A 25,814-nucleotide genomic window follows, 5' to 3' on the forward strand; every position below is an offset into this window, starting at 1 on the left:
GTTGATCGAGGCAGCCAGGTTCCAACCTGCCAATATTCCAAGGCACCGGATCGAGCTTGGCACCTGTTGCCCTGGGCACATGGACAACATGGCAACTTGGCGAGTGGGCACCAAGGCATCGAGTTTCCGAGGAATCGAGGAGACGAGGCACCTGTTGACCGATAGAACAAGATGTCGATGGATCGAGGAACCAAGTTCCCCATGGAACGATTCTCCTGGGCGGCTTGAAACGTCGATGCCATGCGATCGACCGGCCGACATGCCAAGGTCATGACGCAAGTAGTGTCCTCCGTCCGCTTTCCGGACGAGGCGCGGACAGCCCGCGAGGCAAGGCAGGGGGGGGATGATGAGGAGCGTGGCCGTCACCAACGCGAAGGGGGGGGTCGGCAAGAGCACGACGGCCATCAACCTGGCCGCGGCGCTTGTCGAGCTGGACCGCCGCGTGCTGCTGGTGGACGCGGACCCATCGGGCAACGCGGCCCTCGGGTACTTCCCCAGGGGCGCGCCGGGCGTCGGCCTGGCGGACGCCCTCCTGGAAGGATCGGGGCTCGCCGACGTCGCGGTCGCCACCGAGTATCCCGGCCTCGACGTGGTCGCCCCGGGCGACCGGCTGGGGAACTGCTCGGATCAGATGGGAGGCGTCCAGGGCCTGGGCCAGGGGCGCGAGTTCCGCGTCCGTCGGCTGATGAAGGGGCTGACCGGCTACGACGTCGTCATCTTCGACACCAGCCCGGTCCTCACCCCTCTGAACGTGGCCATCCTCTACGCCGTCAACGAGATCCTCATCCCCATCGATCCCTGCGTCGCGGCGCTGGCGGGCGTGAGGGCGCTAGAGGATCTGGTGCGGACCGTGAGCGAGTTCCGCATGGAGTTCACCGACGCCGGGGCGTTGGCGATCTCCGGGGTGCTGATCACGCGCGTCGACCGGACGTTGGTCTCGAAGCAGATCGAGGTCGAGGTGCGCAACTACTTCGGGCCGGTCGTCCACGACCTGGTCGTGCCGACCTCGGTGAAGTTCCGCGAGGCCTACGCGCGGGGCGTCCCCCTGATCCACTACGACCGCCTCGGGACGGCGGCCACCGCCTACCGCGCCGCGGCGCGGGCGTTCCTGGAACGTCGCGAGGGATCCGCCGACGAGCCCGCCCCGATCGAGCCGACAGACCCGACGCCCGACGTCGCCGAGACGCCCGACCCCGAATGGCGCGAGGCGTCCTGACGCCCGACCCACTACCGATACTTGGACCATAGTCGCCCGCGCCCCGGCCGCGGTCGCGAGACCCCCAGAAGACCCCGGCGCCCGACGGACGCGGCGGCGGAGGGAGGTGACGAGTGAGCAGCCCGACCCGCCGCGGAGGCATCCCCGGCCCCGAGAGCCGTACCGGCCTGACCCGACCCACCATGACCGAGGCCGAGTTCGAACGCCGGATCTCCGGGCAGGCCGCCCCGGCCGAGGCCCAGGTGCCCGCGCCGACCGTCGCCGAGCCGGCGGACCCCGAGCCGACGCCCGAGCCCGAGCCGACGCCGCGCGCGTCCTCGTCCTCCTCCTCGTCGCGCTCGCGCGCCAGCCGGGCCAAGCCCGCCAAGCCGAAGCGGGTTCAGAGGATGTTCGCGATCGAGGAGGACGTCGACAAGAAGCTGTGGCTCTACGCGATCCACATGGGCAAGGATCGCTCCGAGGTCGTCAACGACCTCCTGCGCCCGCTGGTCGCCTCGATGGTCCTCTACGACTCCCGCGACCGCCGCTCCAGCCGCAACGCCGACGCCGCCGACCGCGACCAGGAAGACGACGCCGCCTGACCAGGGCGGGGCGGGGCGGGGGGGATCGGCCCCGCGAGACGGATCCCAAGCCGGCCGGCGCATCCCGCGTCGCGAGACCATCCGTCGCGACCCACGCCAGGCGACCCGTCACCGCCCCCTCTCCAAAACGCGGCGCCGCCCCGGGCCGGAGCATGGTCGCGAAAATTATGACCGGCGCCACTTCCCAGCCCGTCGGGGGAGGGATGCCGCCCGCGGCGGGGCGGTGGCCGACGCCCGGCGGCGACTCAAGGGCCGGGGAGCATCCGGCCCAGCGAGATCGGGAACGTCTTGAGCCGCGCCGGTCGGCCCGGCTCCTCGACCATGAGGCTGATCGACATCTCCGACAACCCGCGCGAATCGCCGGCCTCGATCGCCCGCTTCAAGGCCGATTCGGCCTGTTCGACATCCGCCACGTCCTCGGCCGGCAGGATCTCCGCGCGCGGCCCTTCCACGCCCGGGACGCGCGCGGAGATCCGCGTGACCCGCGTCATCGTCGCGATATTCGCCGCCACCGCGGGCACCGCGACCCGCTTGATCGTTATCCCCTCGGCATCGTCCTGCACCGTCAGACCCAGGCGATCCCAGAGCCGCTGGTCTGGCCGGTGGGCCGCCCGGGGCGGCGGCGCGGGCTCGGGCCGCGTCTCCCTGGCGGGCGGAGTCGGGTCGTCCTGTCCCGGGTGACGGCAGTTGAAGTTGATGTTCTGGATAGAAAGCCCGCCGAGCAAGCTCGCGGCGATCAGGGATTGGAACCCGACCTTGAAGTTCCATTGCATGATCCCCGAGCCGGTCATGTCGACGGCCCGTCTGAATATCCACATGGGCGAAGGCTCCTCGGGATTCGTCTCGTCCGACGTGTTCGATCGCGGCTGTCAGCCAGCTCGGGCGGTCGGGGCCGGGCCGGGTTGGATGACCGGAGCCACGGGGGGGGCCGCCCCGACGCCGTTCCGGACGCGGATCGCCTGGTCGTAGGGGACCCCGTTGCGGCTGATGCCCTCCACGCGGATCCGGTCGCCCGCCCGGGTCATGGCCCGGTCGAAGTCCTCGTTGGTCAGGATGGGGGCGCCGTCCACGCGCTGGATCAGCGTCCCCGGGCGGTAGTTGTTCGCCCACGCGAAGGTCCCGGGGACCGTCGCCACGACCAGGAGCCCGCCCCGGGCGTCCGGGACCAGCGACGCCCCGAAGAAGACCTTGGGGCGCCCGTGGCCGCGCTCGACGAACCGCTCCCGGGCGCGGCCCCCATTCGGCAGGTCGAGGACGACCTCGAACGCGGCGCCGCCCGCGAGCTGACGGCCCCCGATCGCGGCCCGGCCCGGCGGCGCCTGGTCGGCGGCGACGGCGAAGTCGGCCGGCGTCTGGATCGGCCGTCCCGCCATCCGGGAGATCGTGTCGCCCGGCGCGAACGGGACCGCCAGCCTGGCCGCCGGGCCCCCCGGATGGACCCTCGTGACCACGACTTCCGCCGCGTTAACCGTCTCCTCGACGGTGAGGCCGACCCGGTCGGAGTACGAGGTCCAGGCGGGCGCGCGGGCGAGGAGCCGGGATCGTTGCGTCCTCTGGACGCGCGCCATCGGCCCGAAGCCCCCCCCGACCTGGAACCCATTGGGCCATTCCTGGGCGAACCGCGCGCCCACGTCCCCGGCCACTTCCTCGGCGATGGACTCCCAGGATCGATGCCTCTCGCCGGCGTTCCGGTTCAGGACGTCGAGGAAGCACTGGGTGAAGAGCGAGCCCCGGTGGCCGGCGTCCTGGATGCCCTGCTGGACGAACTTGGGGAGGCACAACGCCAATTGCCCGGGCTCGGCCGCGTGCATCTCCAGATATCCGCGAGCCTCCAGGAAGAGGGTCCGGAAGAGATACATGTCCTCGGGCGGCACCCCCACGCGGGCCGCCGGCCCGGGAAAGGGGACCGGACGGACCTGCTGGCAAGACTCGTACAGAAGCACCCCTAGACGGTTGCCCCGCGCCCGGATCGCCGCCGACAACTCCGAGGCGAACAGCGCCGCGCGGCCGTCCATGTGCAGGTAGGCCCCCGACCTCGGGTCGAAGGCGCCGTGGGCCATGACCATCACCATGAGGGCGTCATCCGGCCCGATCGGCTCGCGGGCCACCGCGCCCAGCACCCCGTCCCGCGTGAACTCCGCCCGTCCCAGGGCGCGGATCTCGAAGCTCTCCGGCCTCATGTTGGTCCGGAACGTGGCGACCGTCGACTCGATGTTCACCTCGACGTCCTTGCCGACCCCCGCGTCCCAGCGGTCCCCGACGATGAGTATGCGCAGCCGCGGCCCCGGGGCGGGCTGGGCGAGCTGGGCCGCCTCCACGCGCCCCCCCGCCAGGCCCGCCGCGACGGCCAGCACTCCGACGACCCGTCGACGCGAAATCGAACCGAACGCCATGCCTCGCCCTCCCGGTGGGGATCGCCTGAGATGATGATTCCGAGGGATGCCGCGGCGGCTCACCTGGCGATGGGGATCGCCCGGGCGATCTCCTCGCCGTCGCCGCCGATGGTGTAATAGATCCGCCAGCTCTCGACCGGTCGGCGGTACCAGTCCACCTGGACCGGGAACGTCCGCTGGGCGACCTGGTCCCCGTCGACGACCCCCACCCCGAACGCCCCGCCGGCCGCGGGGGCGTCCCCGGGCAGTCGCTGAGCGAAGATGTGCACGGTGATCCAGCCCACGGCCGAGCGATCCCCGGCCCGCGCGGCGACCCACTGGGAGGCGTTGGTGGAGAGCAGGAACTTCCTGGCCTGTTTCGGACCCTCCTGGAAGCCGTTGAGGACCCAGGACGCCCCGTCCTCCGCCTCCGCCGCGACGAGGCGGTAGCCATACTCCTTCTCGGCGCGTTCCATCCGCGTGCCCGGTCCGGTGAGGACGAACTTGCAGGAGTTCTCCGGGGCCCGCCTGACGAACTGCCACACCTCGCCCGTGCCGGCCTGCCTCTCCATCACCGCGTTGTAGCCGTCGACCGACAACACCACGCCGAACAGCCGATCGGCGTCCCTGGGGTGTACCAGGCCGATCCCGGGCGCCCCCAGGTTCCGGACGCGGAACGAGCACGAGGCGGCCATGTCCTCGTTGACGTGGGCGCGAGGGTCCAGATCGGCGACGAACACGTTCTCGACCATGTCGTTGCATTGAGGGTGACGAGTCAGCTTCACGGGCTGGCCGTTGACCAGGAACTCGACCTCGAACCGGCCGCTCAGCCGGCCGGCGTCCCAGGGCGCGGCCACCACCTCCTGGTCGGCGCTCACCTCCGCGACCGGGACGGACTCGCCGTCATCCCGCGTCACCCCCCGGAAGACCAGGCGGAAGGGGGGCGCGTTCCCCTCGCGAAGGGCGTCGATGTCCGGCAGCTCCATCCGGCCGATCAACGCGGCGTCGGCCCCGATCCGGACGAGGAGCCTTCGCACCTCGGCCTCGTCGGCGAGCTTGACCTCGCGAGGGTCGATTCCCTGGTCCCTCAGCGTGCCGCCGAGGGTGCCCGGACCCCAGACGACCAGCCGTTCCTTCACCGCGCTCCTGACGGCCACGACGACCTCCCCCTCCAGGTAGGCCGAGGTCTCCGCGAAGAACAGGGGGATTCGCCCGTCGGCGTCGGCCGGCGGAAGGACCGCGAGGATCGGCCGACGCCCTCCCACGGCCCCCAGTCCGTCCAGCCAGCCCCGGAGGCTCGCGGCGACCGACTCGCCGACGGCCTTGCGGTCGGTCGAGGGCGCCTGGCCCCGGGCCGGCGCCAGGGCCAGGGCGAAGGTCATGGCCACCATGGAACCCGCCGCGACGATGCTTCTCATACCGTTCGCCCCCCGCGATTCCTCATGTTTCAACGAGTTATTCCAATGCGGAATTGATTTCGTCGATAGTACCCCCATATTCAAAGAGACCAAGCAAATCTTTTACGAACTCGACGCGTCGGCGCGAAAACTCGCCGGGACGCGGCGGCCATGCCGTCGCGACCGACGTGGCGGATTTCTCGCGACGGCCGCACTCCTCCGCGGGCGCGAAGGTGGCCAACGGCGTCGCATGACCGGGAAGCCGGGCAGAACGAGGGGCGGCCTCCCGAAGTCCGGGAACGCCCGCTCTCGGGGTCATGCTCGTCCGACCGTCGCGCGAACCGCCTTCCCCCGCGGAGGGGGGAAGCACGTCCGCGCCGAAAGGCCCGCTCAGGCGGCGGGGTCGGACTCGGGGAAGAGGAAATGCTGGGCGGGGGCGGGGCCGGGGGCGCCGTCGCGGAGGCGGGCCTCCAGGGCGGCGAGGCAGAGGGGTTCGAGCATCTTCTTCCAGCGCGAGAGGCCGGGGTTCTCGGCCTTCACGGCGGCGAGGATGGCGTCGCGCTGGTCGGCGGGCAGGGCGTCCCAGGCGGCTTTCAGGCGGGCCTCGCGGTCGGCCTCGGCGCGGGCTGCGGCGTCGGCGTCGGCCTTCGCGTCGGCGGCCTTGCGGTCGGCCTGCTCGCGCTTCGCGACGGCGGCGGTCGCCGAGCGGAAGTCGGGCGGGTCCTGGTAGTCGGACCGGATCGAGGCGACGAGGTAGCCGGCCGGGTTCTTGCCCACCCGCTTGTCGCCGTTGCCGACCATCCAGTCGAAGACCTCGATCTTGGCCCGGACGCGGTCCGCCGGCCAGGCACCGACCAGGTCGGTCGCGGCCTTGGCCGTCACGCCGCGGGCGCGGAGGGCCTCCACCAGCTCGGACGGGGCGTCGTCCGGGGCCTCGGCGGCGCCGAGGCCGTCGTCGGGGTCGGGGTCGTCGCCGGGCGCGCCGTCGCGACGGCCGCGCACGAGGATGATCCGCCACGTCCCCCGGCTGACGGGGGCGTAGCGCTCCTCGGGCGGGAGCGGCTCCAGGAACCCGACCTGCTCCAGCTCGACCAGGGCCGGCTTGAGCCGACGCTTCAGCTCCGTGGGGGCGTAGGTCCGGCTCAGGCCGATGTGCTCGCAGGCGAGCGTCCGGAGGTCGAATTCCAGCCGGCTCCGGCGGTAGAACCGCTTGTCCAGGAAGCGGTACATCCGCTTGGTGGTCGGCAGCCGCAGCTTGAGGTACAGCTCCAGGTCGAGCTGCTTCAGGTTGCCGCTCTGGAACGACTGGAACATCACGTCGTTCCACTTGAAGCTGGAGAGGGGCAGGGGGGGCTTGTCGGCCTTGCCGCCGGCCTTCGCCTTCGCCCGCGCCGAGGTCTTCCGCCAGCGCTCGCGGTCGTAGAGCGTGACGTTGTCCAGGACGTGGAACTGCTCGTCGACCCAGCTCTTGGCCGTGTTGTCCCACCAGGCGTTCTCGTACATCAGGACGACGCCCACCCAGCGGTGAAGCGCCTCCTCGATGCGGCGATAGCTCTGGCCGCTCTGGGGCCATCCCAGCAGCTCGATCAGCTCATACCGCGAGAACGGCACGCGGGCGTCGGTGAAGTTGCTCCGACGCTTGGTGAGCTGGATCAGCCCGACCAAAACCTCGTCGTCCAGCGAGGTCGGCAGGCCGTGCTTGTGCGTCCCCATGATCGTCAGCCGGCGGACGATCGGCGGGCTGTCCCGCGGCTCCAGCCGGTCCTCGAAGACCAGGGTCGTCTGGCCGTCCGGGATCCGGTCCGACAGCGCGGCGATCGGGAACTCGGCGAGGTTCAGCTCGTCCTTCCAGCCGGCGTCGCACGACGCCCCCCCCTCGGACTCGCGCCCGGCCATCGGCTCGACGGCCTCGTCGTCGTCCTCGAACGTGAACCCCAGCTCCGCCATCCCGATGCTCCCGGCGTTCGCCTTCAGAGGCTGTCGCATCGAGATCCGTCCCGGACCCGGCCTTCCTGTCTTCCATCCGAACCAGGAAGAGAACAACACCAGGGGCGGCCCGCCGCCGTGTTGTTGTCTTTCTGTCTAGAACAAGAGTCTAGAAACAAATTCTCAGCATCGCAAGGCCATGTCAATCAAGAACTTACAGAGGCTAAGTATGTCCCGTTAATCGCTAGTGGTATGTCCGGTTGATCGTGAGTGCAGGCCCGAAGTATGTCCGGTTGATCGTGGGAAGTATGCCCGGTTAATCGGGGAAACGACCCCGAACCATGCTCGGTCGATCGGCATGGTCGCCGGTCCACTAGGGTTCGAACATCGGTAGTGATCGGATGGGCGGGCCGGGCGTCCACCCCGGAAGTATGCGCCATGAATCGGCGTGATCGAATGGTCAGTCGTAAGTCGCCCCGACGCGGCGTCGGGCGCGCGAGGAGGGGGAGGACGCGCCGACGGGGGGGGCGAATGCCGGTCGGAGCCAGCCTGGAGCCGCGCGGGAGTATGTCCGGTTAATCGTGGTGGACTTCCGCGCCCGGGGGCGGCCGCGGGGCGGAAGTATGTCCGGTTGATCGGTAGCCGGGCGGGCCGGGGGGGCGAAGCATGTCCGGTTAATCGTGGGTGCACGGCCGGCGCGTGGGATCGGGGAAACATGGCGCGTTTTTCGGGCGCGCGGATGTAAGATCGCTGGGACGGATCGTCTCTTTTCGAAACGAGCTTCGTATCGGTCCTAGGGTTGAGGACGGGCATGGCGGGTGTCGTTGTCGCGCCCCGCCGCGGCCGGTTACACTGATCATGTGCCCGCCGTCGCGCCACCGGACGTCCTCGGATCCCGCCGGCCGTCGCCCCCCGCGTTCCGCACCAGATGAAGAGGTTGCTCACATGGGACCGAAGACTTGGAGGCGCCTGGCCGTCGCGGCCGTGGTCCTCGCGCTGGGCGTCGTCGCCATCTTCGCGCTGCAGAGATACCAGGTCTCGCGCATGGGCAAGAGCAACCTGGTCATGGCCGAGGAGGCCGAGAAGGCGGGGGATCTGGCGAAGGCGGAGGAGCTGTACCTCCAGCACGTCCGGGTCTTCCCCGAAGACTTCGACGCGCAGGTCAACTTCGCCAGGGTGCTGCTGGAGCGGTCCCGCACGCCGGCCCGCGTGACCCAGGCCATGCAGATCTACCAGGACGTCCTGGGCCGGCAGCCCGGCCGCGACGACGTGCGCCGCAGCCTGGTCGAGCTGCAGGTCGACCGGATGGGGGAGCAGGGGGGGGGGAACCTCGCCGCCGACGTGAAGGCGAACCTGACGACGCTGCAGCGAAAGTCGCCCAACGACGGCGACCTGGCGTACCTGATCGGGCGTTCGCGACAGGCCTCGGGCCAGCCGCGAGAGGCGCTCCAGGCCTATGAGGACGCCGTGGCGAAGAAGTCGAAGGACCGGTTCGACGCCCGCCGGCGCATGGCGGACCTCTACCGGGGCGAGGCGCTGAACAGCCCGGCCGACGCCGACCGCGTGATCGACGAGATGGTGAATGAGGAGCCGGGAGACTTCCGGTCCCACCTGACCCGGGGCCGCTATCGGGCCCGCCTCCTGAAGCGCGGCGAGGACACCTCGGCCGCCGAGGCCGACTTCCAGGAGGCGATCCGCCTGGCCCCGACCGAGGCCGACGCGTATCTGGATCTGGCGGAGCTGAAGATGCGCCGGACCCCTCCCGACCTCGCGGGCGCGGAGGAGCTCCTGGCGAAGGGGCTGGATGCCGCCCCCAAGGCGCCCAGGCTCCACCTGGCGTCGGGGATGCTGAGGATCAACTCGGGCGACCTGGACGGCGGCATGAAGGCGCTGCGGGCCGGCGTCGAGGCAGTCCCCGACGACATCCTCCTGCGCATCACCCTGGCCGACGCGCTCGCGGCGCGGGGCGCGACGACCGAGCTGCGCGACGAGGCCAAGGAGCTGAGCCGGATCGGCCTGGGGCACTACGGCGACTACTACCTGGCGCAGGCGCTGATCAACGCCCGGGAGTGGTCCGAGGCCAAGAAGATCCTGCTGGAGAAGCTGGCCTCGCGCGACCTCTCGGGGGACGCGAAGCTGCAGGCCGGCGTGAGCCGCCTGCTGGCGGAATGCTACGGCAACCTGGGCGACACCGAGCGCCAGCGGGCGTACCAGGCCAGCGCCGTCCGCGACGCGCCCGGCGACCTAACGTCCCGCCTGGCCTGGATCAACAGCCTGGTGGCGCAGGGCGATTCCGATCGGGCGATCACCGAATACCGGGCGCTGGCCGACTCGACCCCGGCCGCCCGCCCCCCGCTGGCCGCGCTCCTGATCGCGCGGAACGGGCGGCTGGACCAGTCGCGTCGCGACTGGAAGGAGGTCGAGGACCTGATCGCCCGGATCGCCCGCGACGACCCCTCGTCCTCGCTCCCCGTGGTGCTGACGGCCCAGGTGAAGACGGCCCAGGGCCTGCGCGACGAGGCCGTCAAGCTGCTCGACGCGGCGCGGGCGAAGGCCCCGAAGGACCGCCTCGCGGTCCAGGTCTGGGTCGCCTCGGCCGACCTGCGGGCCGCCCGCCGCGACTTCCAGGGCGCGACGAAGCTCCTCGACGAGGCGCGGGAGTCGCTGGGCGACTCGCTCGAGCTCCGGATGGCCCGGCTGAAGCACGCGATGCTCCGCGGCGGCCCCGACCAGGTCGCCGCGATGGTCGCGATCTCCGAAAACCTCGACGCCCTGCCGACGGATCGGCGCGTCAGCGTGCTGGACGCCGTCGGGCTGGGCCTGGCCGGCGTGGGCGCCAAGGCCGAGGCCAAGGCGGCCTGGGCCCGCGCCGCCGAGCTGGCGCCCAACGACGTCCGGCCCCGCCTCCAGGCCCTCGGCCTGGCGCTGGGGGATGACGACAAGCTCGCCGCCGCCGACGTCGAGCGGCTCCGGGCCGAGGCCGAGGCGCTGATCGCCGACGTCCGCCGCATCGAGGGGGCCGACGGCTACATGGCCCGCCTGGCGGAGGTCGAGCTGCTCACCTGGCGGATCAGCCACTCGACCGACGCCGCCGAGAAGGCCAGGCTCCGCGGCGAGGCCCGCGCCGCCCTGGCCGAGCTGCGGTCGCGACGCCCCGACTGGTCCGTCATCCCGCTGTCGACCGCCCGGCTGGACGAGCTGGAGCTGGACGAGGCCACGGACGAGGAAGACCGCCGACGCCGCCTGAGCCGCATGGCCGACCTCTACCGCCAGGCCATCGAGATGGGCCAGCACTCGTTGCAGGTCGTCCGCCGCGCCACCGAGCTGCTCCTGGAATCGGGCCGGACCTCCGAGGTGAGCCAGCTCTGGAGCCGGGTCCCGGCCTTCGGCGGCGAGTCGGGCGATTCCTCCGGCCTCGAGAAGTCGATCCTCCAGCGCGTCGTCGGCGAGAAGAACTTCGAGGACGCCGAGGCCATCATCCGCCAGCGGGTCGCGGCCCGGCCCGAGGCCTTCTCCGAGCGCGCGATGCTCGCCCAGGTCCTGATCTGGCAGAAGCGGTTCGACGAGGCCGAGACCGAGCTGCGCCAGGCCATCGCCGCCGCGCCGGCCGACCCCGAGCGTCGCGTCATGCTGGTCGAGTTCCTGGTGGCCACGAACAAGATCGAGCAGGCCGAGCAGGCCGTCGCCCAGATCGAGCGCGCCGTCGGGCCCGAGAAGGCCCCGCGGACGATGGCCGCCTGCGCCGACCTGATCGCCCAGGGATGCAAGGCCACCGGCCGCGACGCCCTGAGGAACAAGTGGGTCGCCACCTCCAAGGACTGGCACCGCAGGGCCCAGGCCGCCGCGCCCGGCGACTTCTCGCGCCGGAAGACCTACGTCGAGTTCCTGCTCCGCATGGACCTGGTGGACGACGTCGAGACCGAGCTGAGCTCGATCCTCAAGGCCACCGACGCCTCCCGGGCCGTCGACCCGGCCGACCTGGCCTGGGCCCGGCGCACCCTGGCGCTGACCCACATCGCCCGCGCCGAGCTCTCCGGCGACTACCAGCAGGCGCTCAAGGCCCTCTACCTCTACGCCCCGCCCGACAAGCCCGAGGACAAGCTCCCCGAGGAAGTCGAGGATCTCCGCGTCCTGGCCCGCGTCTACGCGGCCCAGCGGATCGTCTCGTACCGGAACAAGGCGGCGGCCATCCTCCAGAAGCTCGTCGACGAGCAGCGGGCCAGCGAGGACGACCGCTACCTCCTGGCGCGGATCTACAAGGCCGACGGCGACTGGGACAAGGCCCGCGCCGAGCTCCGCGAGCTGGTCCGCGAGGATCGTCGCCCGGGGTCGGCCCGCGACCTGACCCAGCAGGTCGGCCGCCTGACCTACTTCGCCTCCGAGCTGATCGACCGCATGCGGCCCCCCGCGAACGAGGCCGACGCGGCCGAGGCCCAGGCGCTGATCGACCGGCTGAAGGCCTTCCAGCCCGACGCCTTCAACGTCCTCTCGCTGCAGGTCCGGCTCGACAAGGCCCGGGGCAAGGACGCCGAGGCCCTGGCGGCGATCAAGGCCATCGCCGACAGGCCCCAGGTCGCCCCCGAGCTGGCCCGCGCCCTCGGCGGCCTGGCCGAGAAGGTCGGGCTGCTCGACGAGGCCGAGGCCATCCTGAAGCGCAACGCCACCGCGTCGCCCCGCCTGGACGATCAGCTCGAATACGCCATGTTCCTCGGCCGCCGCGGCCGGATCAAGGACGCCCTGGACGTCTGCGAGCCGATCTGGAACGCCTCGCCCAACCCCGAGCCGGCGACCCCCGCCGTGGTCTCCATCCTGCTGTCGGAGCAGACGTTCCACGACCCCGAGCAGATCGCCCGCGTCAGCGGCTGGATCGAGCGCGCCCTGCAGCGCAACCCGGACGCCATGATGCTGACCGTCGCCCTGGGGACGATCCGCGACCGACAGGAACGCTACTCCGAGGCCATGGACCTCTACCGCAAGGCCCTGGCCAAGGACGCCAGCGAGGTCATCCCGCTGAACAACCTGGCCTGGCTGATGACCCTCCAGGGGGACAAGGGGGCCGACCCCCTGAAGCTCATCAACCGCGCCATCCAGCTCCGCGGGCCCCTCCCCGAACTCCTCGACACGCGGGCCGTCGTCTACATCACCAACGGCGACTTCCCCCGCGCCATCAAGGATCTGGAGGACGTCATCGCCATCGACTCCAGCCCGTCGCGGTACTTCCACCTGGCGCGGGCCTACCTCGCCGCCGGGGACCAGGAGGCCGCCCGCCGCAACCTCGCCAAGGCCCGCGACGGCGGCCTGAAGGAGTCCGACATTCACCCCCTGGAGCGGCCCACGCTCGCCCAGGTGGAGAAGGCCCTCAAATGACGCCACGCGCCGGCGGCGGCCCCTCGACGGGTCGCCGCCGGCCGACGCGCCCTCAGCCGGCGACGGGATTCGGCTCGTCTCGGATCAGGTCCAGCAGGTAGCGGCCGTAGTCGTTGCGCAGCGCGGACGCCAGCCGCTCCACCTGCTCGGCCGTGATGAACCCCTGGCGGTACGCCACCTCCTCCACGCAGGCGATCTTGAACCCCTGCCGCGCCTCGATCGTCTCGACGTAGTTCGCCGCCTGGATCAGCGACTCGATCGTCCCCGTGTCCAGCCAGGCGAACCCCCGCGTGAACAGCTCCACCCGCAGCTCGCCGCGCTCCAGGTAGATCCGGTTGACGTCCGTGATCTCCAGCTCCCCGCGCGGCGAGGGCTTCAGCTCGGCCGCGATGTCCAGCACGCGGTTGTCGTAGAAGTACAGCCCCGTGACCGCGAAGTGCGACTTGGGCTTCGCCGGCTTCTCCTCGATCGAAAGCGCCCGGCCCTCCCGGTCGAACTCGACGACGCCGTAGCGCTCGGGATCCTTCACCGGGTAGGCGAAGACCGTGGCCCCGGACTCGCACGCCCCCGCGCGGCGGAGCATGGGCTGGAAGCCCTGGCCGTGGAAGATGTTGTCGCCCAGGATCAGCGCCGCGTCGCCGTCGCCCACGAAGTCGCGGCCGATGAGGAACGCCTGGGCGAGCCCGCCGGGGTGCGGCTGCACCGCGTACTCGATCGCCAGCCCCAGCTGCGACCCGTCGCCCAGCAGCCGCCGGAAGCCGCCGATGTCGTCGGGCGTGGAGATGAGGAGGATCTCGCGTATGCCCGCCATCATTAGCGTCGATAGCGGGTAGTAGATCATGGGCTTGTCGTAGATCGGCAGCAATTGCTTGCTGACGGCCCGGGTGATCGGGTAGAGCCGCGTCCCGGAGCCCCCGGCGAGGATGATTCCCTTGCGCTTCATGTTCGGTCGATGTCCTTTCCCGCGAGACCCCGCGCGACGCTTCCCGACGTCGGCCCGCCGGTAGACTAACGCGTCGGCCCCCGGAACTCAAACGCGGCCCGACGGGCCCGGCCTCTCGCGACGGCCCGGCGCGGCCCGCGAGCCCTTCGCGGCCCGGCCTCGGGGTCAAGCCGGCCTCCCGCGGGCCGCCGTCGGATCCCGCCGAATCGGGGCGTTTTTCGGGCGCGCTCGGCCCTCGGACGGATCGGACGGAGTTCATCCACGAATTTGTTCGGATCGGGGTTTTACCCGGTTTTCAGGCCGCGCGACGGGGCCCGGGGCGGGCGTCGGATGGTCCTTGACGGGGGGTGGACGGCCTGATACCACTGAGGTCACGCGGCCTCGCCCGGGGGTCATCCGCCGGGGGAGGCCGCCACGCTCCCGCCCCTCTCCACCATGCCGTTTTATCTCGTCTTGTGTCCGTCGGAGACCTACGGCGACACCTCCAGCGACGGCTACAACACCTACGCCTCTGGTGCGAGGGGAGCGTCTGGCGGACGTGGTTCAACACGATCCAGACCCCGAACAAGATCCGCGCCAGCATGGACGACGTCTCGTGGGGGTTCATCATCAAGATCGCCTCCTCCCACAACCCGGGCGTGGTCAACGCCGCGATGGCCGACGGCAGCGTCCGCGCCATCAAGGATTCGATCAATCGCGACGTTTCGATGGGGCTCGGCACGCGCCTCGGCGGCGAGGTCGTCTCGGCCGACAGCTTCTGACGACCGCCCCCGGGCCTCGCCTCGGCGGGGCCCGGAATCCGACCCATCACCGGAGGGATTCCCTTGGTTTCGAAGAAGATCGCCAGCGCCAGCCTCGGCCTCGCGTTGATCATCGGGTTCGCCGTCTCCTCGCCCGGTTGCGGCGAGGCCCCGCCGCCGCCGGTCTCCGACGCGGACTTCGAGGCCGCCAAGAAGCAGCAGGAAGACATCATGGCGCGCGAACGCGCCGGCGCCCCGAAGGGCAAGAAGTCCTCCTGAATCCCCGAGCCGCCCTCGCCCCGCGCGACGGCGCGACCCCTCGACGCGATCCGCCGGGCCGTCTCGGCCCCGGCCGCCGAATCGCGAGGGGAGGGGCCCGACCCGGACCCCTCGGCCCTCGCCATGACGACTCGCGGGCCGGTTCCGAAAAGGAGACCGGCCGGCGCCGACGACGATCGGTCGCGCTTTCTTACGTTTGTAGGAAAAAGGCGGAGCCGTTACAATTGCATGAACGAGATCAGGTTGATCGCTCCCTGGGTCGAGCCACCGTCGGCCGCGGCTCGCGACGCGGCAGGACCCCCGCAAAACCATGAAATCGTTCCTGGAATCCTGTCGCCTGCCGGGGCCGCTCCAACTCGTCGTCGAGGCCGGGGGCGAGTCCGATGTCGGCGTCCGGGTCCTGCACCAGCCGTTCGCCCTGATCGGGCGCGACCCTCGCGCCGACGTGCCCCTGGAACACCGCCTGGTCAGCCGTCGCCACGCCTACCTCCAGGTCGTCGAGGGCCACGCCTTCTGGATCGACCTTGAGAGCCGCCTGGGGACATTGGGGGGCGACCGGCCCCGCAAGCACGGCTGGCTCACCCCCGAGGAGCCGATGCGCATCGGCCCCTATGAGCTGCGGCTGGGGGCGTCCCCGCGAGCGGGGGGCGAGGGGGGCCGGCCGCCGGAATCGACGCCGCTGGTCTCCCGCTCCTATGGCGCGTCGGCATGGCCGGAGGTCGGCCTGGAATTCCTCAACGGGCCGTCGCGGTCCGCGGTCTGGCCGATGAACCGCGTGGTCTCGCTCATCGGCTCGGCCGCCGGCTGCAAGTTCCGCCTGGCCGACCCGAGCGTCTCGCCGTTCCATTGCAGCCTGGTCCGGACCGCCGCCGGCCTCTGGGTCGTCGACCTGCTGGGGGGCGTCGAGGTCAACAACGCGGCCGTCCGCTTCGCCCTCCTCGCGGAGGGAGACGTCCTGGAAGTCGGCCGCTACAAGGTCCGCATCCGGAGCCGAGACTCCGCGACGGCGTCCGCGGCCGTCCCGGCCGATCTCCGGCCGTCGGCCCCCGCGGCCGAGGGCCGCTCGCTCGCCCTGGCCCTCGCGCCCGAGCCCGGGCACGGCGACATCCTCCCCCTGGTCCGCGAGGACGATCCCGGCCGCGGCCGGGGCCTGGCCGTCCCGACGGTCTCCGTCCTACCCGCCGAAATCTCCGGGGCGGCCTCCGACCCCGTCGCCGTGCTGGTCCCGCTGATGAATCAGTTCGGGCTGATGCAGCAGCAGATGATGGACCAGTTCCAGAGCGCCATGGGGATGCTCGTCGAGATGTTCGGCTCGCTCCAGCGCGAGCAGATGGATCTGATCCGTCAGGAGCTGGACCAGCTGCGCGAGGTCACCAGGGAGGTGCAGGATCTGAAGGCCGAGCTGGCCTCCTACGCCAAGGAGCGCGAGGAGGCGCGGGCGTCCGGGGCCGCGACCGCGGCGCCGACACCAGCGGTCGCCCCTCCCGTCTCCCCCGTCACGCCGCCGCCCTCGCCGGATCCCCGGCCCAGGCCGTCGCCCATGCCGCCGCCCCCGTCGAGGTCGCCGGACCCCGAGGCGAACAACGCGGGCGCGCGGGCCGATGCCGCGAAGGAGGTCCCCGCCCCGAGCGTCGCGCCGGCGGCCGACGCCGAGACGCGCGGCCCGGCCCGCCCCGGCGCCAGGCCGCGACCGCGCGTGGAACGACCCTCGCCGGCGGCGAACGAGGCCGACGTGATGCTCTGGCTCAATCAGCGCATCGGCGCCTTGCAGGAGGAGCGGGAATCGCGCTGGCGGAAGATCCTCAAGCTCCTCCCCGGCTCGTCCTGAACCCGTCGGGCGAAGAAGCGGCCTCGATTCGATTCGAAATGAAATCGGCCCCGAGGCCGAGGGGGGCCGGGGGCCGATTCGATGTCGAGGACATCCTGGCGGGCCGTCGCGGTGGCGACGGCCGCGATTCGATTTCAGCAGGCGCCGCGGCCCTTGAGCACGACCACGATCGTCCGCAGGATGATGGCGATGTCGCCCAGGATGGTCCAGTTGTTCGCGTACTCGACGTCCATCTCGACCATGCGGTCGCTGCCGACGTCGCTACGCCCGCCCGCCTGCCACGGGCCGGTGAGGCCGGGCATGACCTGGAGGCGGTGGCGGTAGCCCTCGGGATCCTCGGCCAGCAGCAGGTCGCTGTCGCGGAGCTGGAGCGGCCGGGGGCCGACGATGCTCATCTCGCCGCGCAGGATGTTGATCAACTGCGGCAGCTCGTCCAGGCTCGACTTCCTCAGGAAGCGGCCCAGGGGGGTGACGCGCGGGTCGTTCTTGATCTTGAAGAGGACGTTGCCGCCGGCTTCGTTCTTGTCCTCGAGGTCCTTGAGCTGGGCCTCGGCGCCGACCCGCATCGTCCGGAACTTGACGACCCAGAACAGCCTTCCCCGATACCCGCGACGGAGCTGGCGGAAGAAGATGGGGCCCGGCGAGTCGAAACGGATCAGCACGGCGACCGCCAGCATCACCGGCATCAGGACCAGCAGCCCGACCAGGGCGCCGCTGAAGTCCATGGCCCGCTTGAGGCTCGACTTCACGACCTCGGCGTGGGCCGAGGCGCCGGCCCGCAGGGCCAGCAGGGGGAATTCATCCGTCTTGGGCGTCATTTCGATCTCGTGAAACTCCCCAGGAAGAGACGTCGGCGACGAATGCGGCTCGGCGTTCATCGTTGCGGACTCTCCGGTGAAGCGGCCTCGCCGATTCAATCCTAGATTCCAGCGTTGCCGGGGTGTGGGAGGTCTAAGTAATTGTGTAAAAGTTGACGACACAAAACAGGCTGCCAACCGCTTCGTTCACCTCGCGGCGAACGTGTCGACGTAGTCTAACGAGCGCATCCCGCCACGTCAATCAGCGCGCGGCGTGCAAATGTTGCCAAATCGCTAAGCCAGCCGTCGTGGTGTTGCCTCAAGTCAACGTGAGCATGCTTTCAAGGGCGGCGGTCTCGGGCGGCGCGGGGCGGGTCGTTCCTTGAATCGGGAGGGTCGGCGTCGCGAGGCGGCCCGAGGAACTTACGGATTCCGGGCCCGATCTTCCGTTCACGTCGCCATCATGGGCTCGGCCCGTCCCCTAGTAAAGGGTCGTTGCGATAAATGGACGCGCGTCCTCGAGATCGGTCGCGCGTCGGCTCGCGGCGCGGCGGGCGGATCAGCCCGCCCGGCGTTCGAGGATCGAGGTCGTGCTCCGGCCGGGGACGAGGGGGATCGCCACGACCCGGCCCCCCCTGGCCATGACGAGGTCGGCGCCGACGATGTCCTCGATCGCGTAGTCGCCCCCCTTGGCGAGCACGTCGGGCTCGAAGGCCTCGATCAGGGCGATGGGCGTGGGGTCGTCGAAGACGACGACGACGTCGACGCAGGCGAGCCCGGCGAGGAGCCCGGCGCGGTCGTCCTGGCGGATGACGGGGCGGGACGGCCCCTTCAGCTCCCGGACCGAGGCGTCGGAGTTGAGGCCGACGACCAGGATGTCGCCGAGTCGCTTGGCCCCCTCCAGGCAAGACAGGTGGCCGGCGTGGAGGATGTCGAAGCAGCCGTTGGTGAAGACGACCCGGCGGCCGCGGCGGCGGGCCTCGGCCAGCAGCCGCGCGGCGGCGTCGGCGTCGAGGATCTTGGGAGACAGCCCCCCCCAGGCGGCGCGAAGCTCGCCGGCCTGGACGACGTAGGCCCCCGGCCTCCCCACGGCGATGCCGGCGGCGGTGTTGGCCAGCCGGCAGGCGTCGAGGACCGGCCAGCCGTCGCCGAGGCAGGCGGCCATCACGGCGACCACGGTATCCCCCGCGCCGGTGACGTCGGCCACGTCGCGGGTCCGCGACGGGACGTGGTGGACGGCCCCGGGCAGCGCCAGGGTCATCCCCTGGGGGCCCCTCGTAATGAGCATGGCGTCGGTCCCCAGCGCCGAGAGGAGTTCCTCGGCGGCGCGGCCGGCCTCGTCGTCGTCGGGCAGGGGGCGGCCGGCGGTGCGCTCGGCCTCCAGCTGGTTCGGGGTGACGACCGTGGCGCCGGCGTAGGGGGAGAAGTCGACCTTCTTGGGGTCGACCACGCAGGGGACGCCCAGGCGCCGGCATTCGGCGATGACCGCGCGGGCGACCTTCGGGGTGATGACCCCCTTCTCGTAGTCGGCCAGGACGACGGCCGAGGCGTCGCCGACCATCGGCAGGGCGTGGGCGAGGAGGTCGTCCTCGAACGCGGCGTAGGCGGCGCGGTCGCCGTCGCGGTCGAGTCGCAGGAGCTGCTGGTGGGCCTCGGAGAGGATGCGGGTCTTGCTGACGGTGGCGAGGCCGGGACGCTCGACGAGCCCGGGGCCGGCGACCCCCTTGGCCGCCAACGCCTCGCGAAGCGCCTCGCCCTCGACGTCGGGCCCGATCAGGCCGGCGAGGGCGACGTCGCAACCCAGGGCGGCGAGCCCGGCCGCGACGTTGCCGGCGCCGCCGGGGGTGCTCACCTCGCCGAGCAGGCCGACGACCGGCACGGGGGCCTCCGGGGAGATCCGCCGGACATGGCCGTGGACGTGGCGGTCGAGCATCACGTCGCCGACCACCAGGACGCGGTTCTCGAACATCGCCGGCCTCCTTGCCTCGCCTCGCCTAGCGTCGCCCCCCGGCCATCCCTGCCGCGGGCGCGGAGCATTCTAATCGAAGCCGCCGCCGAGGCCAGGCCAAAACCGGCGCGGCCGCGCCTCGGGAAAAAAATCGGTATTCCTGAAATCCCGCCGATCCCCCCGCGGATCATCCGGGAGATCGTGGCGGTCGTTCCTTGACATCCCGGAAGCAGTTGAAGGGCGAAGGTGTCAAGGGGCATCCGAGCGCGCGGCGAGAGAGAAGGGCCGCTGGCCCGATGCCCTCGCCACCACCCCCCCTTATTTGGGTGAGCATGGATGGACAGGCCTTGCCGCCTCGGACTCTGGAGGGCATAGCCCAGACATCCTAATTAGTCCCCTCTCCCCCCGGGAGAGGGCGGCCGCGCCAGCGGCGGGTGAGGGTCGCCGGAGCGCGGAGGAAGCGTCGGCGAGGCTTGCCGTAAACCGTCGCTGTTTCTACCAATCCAGCGACCCTCACCCGGCCCTCCGGGCCACCCTTCCCGGCGGGAGAGGGGGCGTGCGTTTCACGCTCGCCGGGCGAGAAGACCACTTCGAAAACGACGAACGAAGCCAGGCCCGATCGGGCGCAACCCGCCTGGCCGTCAAGGACTTGAACGCGTCGCCGAGGAATCGGCGGCGCGCGAACGAAGCCAACCGTGGCCGATTCGTCAGGCGGGGGCCGCCTCGGCCGGGACGTTCGCGAGGCGATCGAGGGACCAGGGGAGGGGCAGGTTCAGGACGCTCCCCTTGGCCGAGATGGTCGTGTTGAGGTAGTTGATCGTGAACTCGCAGCAATCCTCGCGGTGGTCCATCTGGCCGGTGGCGAGGGCCCCGGTCCTGACGGACAAGGTGTAGGAGTTCGCGGCCAGGATGTCGGGGGGGATCACCGCCTCGAACACGTAGCGGCCGGGGACGAGGTCGTCGACGAGGTGGTGGTTGACCTCGCGGACGTCGGAGAGGATCACCCGCAGCCCTTCCGTGTTGTGGACCAGGAACTGGGGGTGGCAGCCCAGGACCTCGCGCTGGACGAGGTACTCCATCCGGACGCGGATCGGCTCGTCGCCGGCGAAGTCGCTGGCCCGCGAGCCGTCCTCGTGGAGCAGCTCCACCTTGAGGAACTGGTGGGCCTTCGCCGGGTCGATCTCGAACTGGGCGGCCGACGCGGCTCCCTCGGAATCATTCTTCATGTAGGCCCGCAGGACCTGGTCGATGGGCCCGCGCACCGCCACCTGTCCCCTGTCGAGCCAAACGCCCTCGTCGCAGAGCTGGCCGAGGGCCCCCATGTTGTGGCTGACGAACAGGACGGTCCGCCCGTCGCCCGAGGCGACGTCGCGCATCTTGCCGAGGCACTTCTTCTGGAAGGAATAGTCGCCGACCGCCAGCACCTCGTCGACGATCAGGATGTCGGGCTCAAGGTGGGCGGCGACGGAGAACGCCAGCCGGACGAACATGCCGGAGGAGTACCGCTTCACCGGGGTGTCGAGGAAGGGGCCGACCTCGGCGAAGGCGACGATCTCGTCGAACTTGCGGCGGATCTCGGCCCGCTTCATGCCCAGGATGGCGCCGTTGAGGAAGATGTTCTCGCGGCCCGACAGCTCCACATGGAACCCGGTCCCGACCTCCAGCAGCGAGGCGACGCGGCCCCGGAGCCTCACCGACCCGGAGGTCGGCTCGACGATCCGGCTCATCACCTTGAGCATCGTCGACTTGCCGGCGCCGTTGCGGCCGATCAGCCCGACGACCTTGCCGCGCTCCACCTCCATGTCGACGTCGCGCAGGGCCCAGAACTCGGTCGGCCGGCTCGACGGGCCGCCGCCGGCCAGCCGGCCGCGCAGCGCGGCCAGGCGGTCGGCGATTGCGCTGCTGAGCGTGAAGCTCTTGATGCCCTGCTTCTCGCCCGCCAGGACGTAACGCTTGCTGAGCTTCTCGACGCTGATGATCGGTCGGGTCATGGTGGTCGGTGCCGTCGGGGGTTCGCGGGTCGTCGAGGCGGGTCACGCGGTGGGGATCAGACGTGGTCCGCGAAGAGCCGCTCGGAGCGCCGGAAGTAGAAGAGGGCGGCCGTGAAGATGGCCAGCGCGGACGCCGTGGAGATCAGGAGCGAGACCCAGGGCATCGGCAGCCCGAGGGCCGTCGCCCGGAAGCCGTCGGTGATGCCGAACATCGGGTTCAGCGCCAGGACCGGCCGCCAGCGGGCCGGGATGGTCGGCTCGATGGTGTAGAAGACCGGCGTGACGTACATCATGATCTGGACCAGGAACGGCACGATGTGCTTGAAGTCGCGGTAGAAGGCCGTCAGGGCCGCCAGGGCCACGCCGATCCCCAGGGCCGCGATCAGGGTCAGCAGGTAGAAGACCGGCAGGAACACGATCGTCCAGCTCGGCGCCACCCCATAGTACGCCAGCAGCAGGCCGAAGACCGGCAGCGTCAGGATGCCGTCGACGAGGAACACCGCCGCCGCGGCGAAGGGGAGGAACAGCCGCGGGAAGTAGACCTTGGTCACCATGTTGATCGAGGCCACCAGGCTCCCGGCCGCCGCCGGCATCCCCTGCGCGAACATCGTCCAGGGGATCAGCGCCGCGAAGATCACCACCGGGGCCGGCAGGCCGTCCGGCATCGGGATGCTGAGGAAGCGCGAGACGAAGGTGAAGATCACGACCATGATCATCGGCTGGAGCAGCGCCCAGGCGGGCCCCAGCACCGACTGCTTGTACCGGGCCGCGACGTCGCGCCACACCAGGTAGCCGAGCAGCTCGCGGAACTCGTACATCTCCGCCCAGTTCACCGCGCGCCAGCCCGGGGTGGGCCGGATGACCACCTCGAGAGCGGGGTCGGCTGGGGCGTGGGGGGCGTCCCGCCGGTGGGCCGGCGCGGCCAGCGTCGCTTCGGGCTCGATCATGGGCGAGGGATGTCCATGGCTGTCAATCAATGTCGAGGGCGTGGCGCCCTCGGTCGGCGGGGGCCCTCGGCGGGCGGCGGAGGTCGGCCTTCCAATGCCGCCTCAAGATACCGGGGCGAGGGCGCGGAAGTAAAGCCGACCTGCGCGGCGGGGGCGGCGCGCGTCGAAAAAAATCGACGTATCGGCAAGTGAAAGGACGCTGGGGCGTCCACGTCGAGTTGATGGCCCGCGGGCGGGTCGCTAGAGTCGAAGCGGCCGGGGTCGGGAGCCGGCGGGGGTGCCCCGCGGTCCCGGGCGCCGGCGGAACCCCGGGGCTGACGTCCGATGCATGAAGTGGGGCTCGTCGCGATCGGTCGGAACGAGGGCGAGCGGCTGCGCCGCTGCCTGGAGTCGGCGCGGGGCCTGGGCCTCGCGGTCGTGTACGTCGACTCCGGATCGAGCGACGGCAGCGTCGAGGCGGCCCGCGGGCTGGGGGCCGAGGTGGTCGAGCTGGACCTCTCCTCCCCCTTCACGGCGGCGAGGGCCCGCAACGCCGGCCTGGCCCGGCTGCTGGAGGCCGCCCCGGAGGCGCGGCACGTCCAGTTCATCGACGGCGACTGCGAGCTGGCCCCCGGCTGGATCGAACGCGGCCGCGCCGAGCTGGACGCGCGGCCCGACGTGGCCGTCGTCGCCGGCCGCCTGCGCGAGCGCCGCCCGGATCGCTCCGTCTACAACCGGATGGCGGACCTGGAGTGGGACGTCCCGCCGGGCGACGTGGAGGCCTGCGGCGGGATCGCGATGATGCGCGTCGCCCCGCTCGTCAAGGCCGGCGGATACGACCCCTCCCTCATGGCCGGCGAGGAGCCCGAGCTCTGCCTGCGGCTCCGACGGGACGGCTGGAAGGTCGTCCGTCTCGCCGACGACATGGCGAGCCACGACATGGAGATGACCCGGTTCCGACAGTGGTGGCGTCGCGCCGTGCGTTGCGGCTACGCCTACGCCGAGGGCGCCTCCCTGCACGGCGGGGGGCCGGAGCGGCACTACGTGCGCGAGACCCGCAGCATCCTGGCCTGGGGCCTGGCCCTCCCCGCCGTCGCCCTGGCCCTCGCCTGGCCGACGCGCGGCCTGAGCCTGCTCCTGCTGGGCGCCTACGCGATCCTGGCGGCGCGGGTCTACCGTTACAACCGCCGCCGGCGGCCGGCGGGCGACGCGGCGATCGCGGCCCTGTTCATCGTGCCCGCCAAGCTCGCGGGGATCCAGGGCATGGCCCGCTACTGGGCGGGCCGGCTCTCGGGCCGCCGCGGCCGGCTCATCGAGTATCGCGGCCCGGCCGCCTCGCCCCCGTCCCCCTGATGAGGCCCGCTCACGCGCCGGGCTCCGGCGACCGGGGGGCGGCCACGGGCTCCGGCGTCCGGGCGGCGGCCATGGCCGGATTCTCGACCTCGCGGACGGCGAAGCCGGCGCGGAAGACGCTGTGGCGGAACGAATCCTCCAGGAAGCGGTCCGGGTCGGGGTCCTCGGTCCCTTGCAGCCGCCGGCGGATTCGCCAGCTCGCGTAGCCGGCGAGGTACGCCGCGTCCACGAGCGCCGTGTACGCCGCGCCGTAATTCTTCAGGAAGAACCGCCGCCTGGCCTGGAACCAGTAGGCCGGCCGCCGCTTGCGGATCGTCGGCGTGGAGTGGGGGATGCCGGTCGAGCGCCCCTCCAGGTGGATCACCTTGCTGGCTGGGACGTACCACACCTCCCAGCCGGCCCGACGGGCCCGCAGGCCGATGTCGATGTCGTCGAAGTAGGTGTACAGGCCCTCGTCCAGGAGCCCGATCTCGTCCAGCATCGCCGAGCGGAGGATCATGCTCGCGCCGGAGACCCAGTCGTAGCGGCCGGGCTTCGATTGGTCGACGTCCGTCCGGCCGCCCAGCAGGCCCGAGAGCATCCCCAGCCTCAGCCCCCGGTCCAGCTCCGTGCCGATCCCGAAGGTCCGGAACGGGGATCCCTGGATCTCCCCCTCGGGCGAGAGGAGCTGGCTGCCGGCGATGCCGGCCCTCGGGTGGGCGTCCATGAAGTCGACCAGCGCCTTCATGGAGTCCTCGCGGACGATCGTGTCGGCGTTCAGGAGCACGATGTACTCCGGGCGGTCCCCCGACGCCAGGGCGTGGCGCATCACCAGGTTGTTGCCGCCGCAGAACCCCTGGTTGATCTCCACGACGGTGAGGTCGGTCCACGAGCCCCAGCCGTTCTCGTCGATCGCCCGGCGGAGCTTCTCGGCGGCCTCGGGCCCGGTGCCGTTCTCGCAGACGGCGACCCGCGCGCCGGGGATCCGCGCGATCTCCGGCTCCAGCGATCGCAGGCAGTCGATCGTGAGGTCGGGGACCTTGTAGCACAGGACGACGACGAGCAGTTTCATCGCGGGGGGGCTCGGGAGGGGAATTGTCGGATCGGCCGTCGGTCTAGTAAGGTATTACACGACCGTGCCGGGGGTGTCGTCGCGCGCGGCCCCCGGCGCCGCGAGGCGAGCCGGTCGGGGGCCGACGGCCGGGAAGGCCGGGCGGCGTATTCATTGAAGCCTCGGAGGGCCCCCAAGGCAAGGGCGGCCCGCGAGGGGGGCGGCCCGACGCCGGGCGTCATCGCGGGGGAAATCGGTGGAAGATCGACTTTCGGACGTGCCCGTCTTCGTGCTCTGCGGCGGCCTGGGGACCAGGCTCCGCGAGGAGACCGAGCTGCGTCCCAAGCCCATGGTCCCGGTCGGCAACCGCCCCATCGTCTGGCACATCATGCGGACCTACGCCCACCACGGGTTCCGGCGGTTCGTCCTCTGCCTGGGGTACAAGGCCGAGGTCGTGAAGTCGTATTTCCTCAACTACGCGTCGATGAACAGCGACTTCACCGTGGAGCTGAAGAGCAACAACGTCGTGGTCCATTCGGTCGACCACGACCAGGACTGGGAGGTGACGCTGGCGTTCACCGGCGAGCTGGCCATGACCGGGGCCCGCGTCGCCCGCGCCGCGTCCCGCTACCTCGGCGACGCCCGCCGCTTCGCCGTCACCTACGGCGACGGCGTCACGGACGTCGACCTCGCCGCCGAGTACCGCTTCCACCGCGAGGCCGGCACGCTCGGCACCGTCCTGGGGGTCAACCCCCCCTCCCGCTTCGGCGAGCTGAAGCTCGACGGCCACCGCGTCGAGGAGTTCGCCGAGAAGCCCGAGTTCGTCGACAACTGGATCAACGGCGGCTACTTCTTCTTCGAGCGCGACTTCCTCCCCTACCTCAGCCCCGACGAGGGCTGCGTCCTGGAGCGCGAGCCGCTCATCAGGCTCGCCCAGGACGGCCAGCTCTCCATGTACCGGCACCGCGGCTACTGGGCCTGCATGGACACCCAGCGCGACCTGGAGCAGCTCAACAAGCTGTGGGCCTCCGGCGAGGCCCCCTGGGCCGTCCCCTGACACGCGCGTCGACCCGGCCCGTACCAGATCCGACGCGACGCGACCGGAGTCGTCGCCCCGCCG

18 protein-coding genes are annotated in these 25,814 nt (G+C 71.2%); 8 read left to right on the top strand and 10 right to left on the bottom strand.

Going from position 1 to position 25,814, the window contains the following annotated elements; genetic code table 11:
- Positions 1–343 precede the first annotated feature (343 nt).
- Both WG209_RS16870 and WG209_RS16875 read left to right on the top strand, forming a co-directional pair.
- A complete protein-coding gene (locus tag WG209_RS16870; RefSeq protein ID WP_337176244.1) occupies positions 344–1,216 on the top strand; it encodes a ParA family protein in 873 nt (290 codons plus the stop codon).
- A 113-nt stretch (positions 1,217–1,329) separates the two neighbouring features.
- Entirely contained in the window at positions 1,330–1,797 is a 468-nt protein-coding gene (locus tag WG209_RS16875; RefSeq protein ID WP_337176245.1) for a hypothetical protein, read from the top strand.
- 245 nt (positions 1,798–2,042) lie between these two features.
- On the opposite strand, the gene WG209_RS16880 is transcribed toward WG209_RS16875, so the two are convergent.
- The 4 genes from WG209_RS16880 to WG209_RS16895 form a co-directional block, all read right to left on the bottom strand.
- Positions 2,043–2,615: a hypothetical protein gene (locus WG209_RS16880; protein ID WP_337176246.1), complete on the bottom strand. Its 573-nt coding sequence runs from the start codon at positions 2,613–2,615 to the stop codon at positions 2,043–2,045.
- Positions 2,616–2,666: 51 nt separating this feature from the next.
- Positions 2,667–4,190 (bottom strand): hypothetical protein, encoded by a 1,524-nt coding sequence (locus WG209_RS16885; protein ID WP_337176247.1) that lies wholly within the window; start codon positions 4,188–4,190, stop codon positions 2,667–2,669.
- A gap of 59 nt (positions 4,191–4,249) precedes the next feature.
- Positions 4,250–5,587, bottom strand: coding sequence for a hypothetical protein (locus WG209_RS16890; protein ID WP_337176248.1), 1,338 nt, complete (start codon positions 5,585–5,587; stop codon positions 4,250–4,252).
- 369 nt (positions 5,588–5,956) lie between these two features.
- On the bottom strand, positions 5,957–7,552 hold the full coding sequence (locus WG209_RS16895; RefSeq protein ID WP_337176249.1) for a replication initiator protein A: 1,596 nt from the start codon (positions 7,550–7,552) through the stop codon (positions 5,957–5,959).
- 885 nt (positions 7,553–8,437) lie between these two features.
- Here WG209_RS16895 and WG209_RS16900 point away from each other — a divergent pair.
- On the top strand, positions 8,438–12,859 hold the full coding sequence (locus tag WG209_RS16900; RefSeq protein ID WP_337176250.1) for a tetratricopeptide repeat protein: 4,422 nt from the start codon (positions 8,438–8,440) through the stop codon (positions 12,857–12,859).
- A gap of 52 nt (positions 12,860–12,911) precedes the next feature.
- Here the strand turns inward: WG209_RS16900 and rfbA are convergent, their stop codons facing one another.
- Positions 12,912–13,802, bottom strand: a complete 891-nt coding sequence (gene rfbA, locus WG209_RS16905; RefSeq protein WP_337176251.1) for a glucose-1-phosphate thymidylyltransferase RfbA — start codon at positions 13,800–13,802, stop codon at positions 12,912–12,914.
- Between the two features lie 455 nt (positions 13,803–14,257).
- Between rfbA and WG209_RS16910 the strand changes: the two genes are divergently transcribed.
- The 3 genes from WG209_RS16910 to WG209_RS16920 all read left to right on the top strand — a co-directional run bounded on the left by WG209_RS16910 (position 14,258) and on the right by WG209_RS16920 (position 16,649).
- The gene (locus WG209_RS16910) at positions 14,258–14,563 is read left to right on the top strand and encodes an H-X9-DG-CTERM domain-containing protein (RefSeq protein WP_337176252.1); all 306 of its coding nucleotides are present in this window, start codon (positions 14,258–14,260) and stop codon (positions 14,561–14,563) included.
- 63 nt (positions 14,564–14,626) lie between these two features.
- Complete coding sequence (locus WG209_RS16915; protein ID WP_337176253.1) at positions 14,627–14,821, top strand: hypothetical protein; 195 nt, start codon at positions 14,627–14,629, stop codon at positions 14,819–14,821.
- Positions 14,822–15,131: 310 nt separating this feature from the next.
- The gene (locus WG209_RS16920) at positions 15,132–16,649 is read left to right on the top strand and encodes an FHA domain-containing protein (protein WP_337176254.1); all 1,518 of its coding nucleotides are present in this window, start codon (positions 15,132–15,134) and stop codon (positions 16,647–16,649) included.
- Positions 16,650–16,783: 134 nt separating this feature from the next.
- Here the strand turns inward: WG209_RS16920 and WG209_RS16925 are convergent, their stop codons facing one another.
- The 4 genes from WG209_RS16925 to WG209_RS16940 form a co-directional block, all read right to left on the bottom strand.
- Positions 16,784–17,467 carry a sugar transferase gene (locus WG209_RS16925; RefSeq protein WP_337176255.1) on the bottom strand — a complete coding sequence of 228 codons (684 nt, stop codon included), beginning with the start codon at positions 17,465–17,467 and terminating at the stop codon, positions 16,784–16,786.
- Positions 17,468–18,005: 538 nt separating this feature from the next.
- Positions 18,006–19,415, bottom strand: a complete 1,410-nt coding sequence (rfaE2, locus tag WG209_RS16930; protein WP_337176256.1) for a D-glycero-beta-D-manno-heptose 1-phosphate adenylyltransferase — start codon at positions 19,413–19,415, stop codon at positions 18,006–18,008.
- 686 nt (positions 19,416–20,101) lie between these two features.
- Entirely contained in the window at positions 20,102–21,385 is a 1,284-nt protein-coding gene (locus tag WG209_RS16935; protein ID WP_337176257.1) for an ABC transporter ATP-binding protein, read from the bottom strand.
- 56 nt (positions 21,386–21,441) lie between these two features.
- The gene (locus WG209_RS16940) at positions 21,442–22,332 is read right to left on the bottom strand and encodes an ABC transporter permease (RefSeq protein WP_337176258.1); all 891 of its coding nucleotides are present in this window, start codon (positions 22,330–22,332) and stop codon (positions 21,442–21,444) included.
- A 324-nt stretch (positions 22,333–22,656) separates the two neighbouring features.
- On the opposite strand from WG209_RS16940, the gene WG209_RS16945 reads away from it, so the two are divergent.
- Positions 22,657–23,664 carry a glycosyltransferase gene (locus WG209_RS16945; protein ID WP_337176259.1) on the top strand — a complete coding sequence of 336 codons (1,008 nt, stop codon included), beginning with the start codon at positions 22,657–22,659 and terminating at the stop codon, positions 23,662–23,664.
- 10 nt (positions 23,665–23,674) lie between these two features.
- Here the strand turns inward: WG209_RS16945 and WG209_RS16950 are convergent, their stop codons facing one another.
- Positions 23,675–24,715 carry a glycosyltransferase family 2 protein gene (locus WG209_RS16950; RefSeq protein ID WP_337176260.1) on the bottom strand — a complete coding sequence of 347 codons (1,041 nt, stop codon included), beginning with the start codon at positions 24,713–24,715 and terminating at the stop codon, positions 23,675–23,677.
- 235 nt (positions 24,716–24,950) lie between these two features.
- On the opposite strand from WG209_RS16950, the gene rfbF reads away from it, so the two are divergent.
- The gene (gene rfbF / locus WG209_RS16955) at positions 24,951–25,751 is read left to right on the top strand and encodes a glucose-1-phosphate cytidylyltransferase (protein ID WP_337176261.1); all 801 of its coding nucleotides are present in this window, start codon (positions 24,951–24,953) and stop codon (positions 25,749–25,751) included.
- The last annotated feature ends 63 nt before the right edge of the window (positions 25,752–25,814 follow it).

The organism is Paludisphaera sp., from assembly GCF_037189885.1.
GTDB lineage: Bacteria > Planctomycetota > Planctomycetia > Isosphaerales > Isosphaeraceae > Paludisphaera.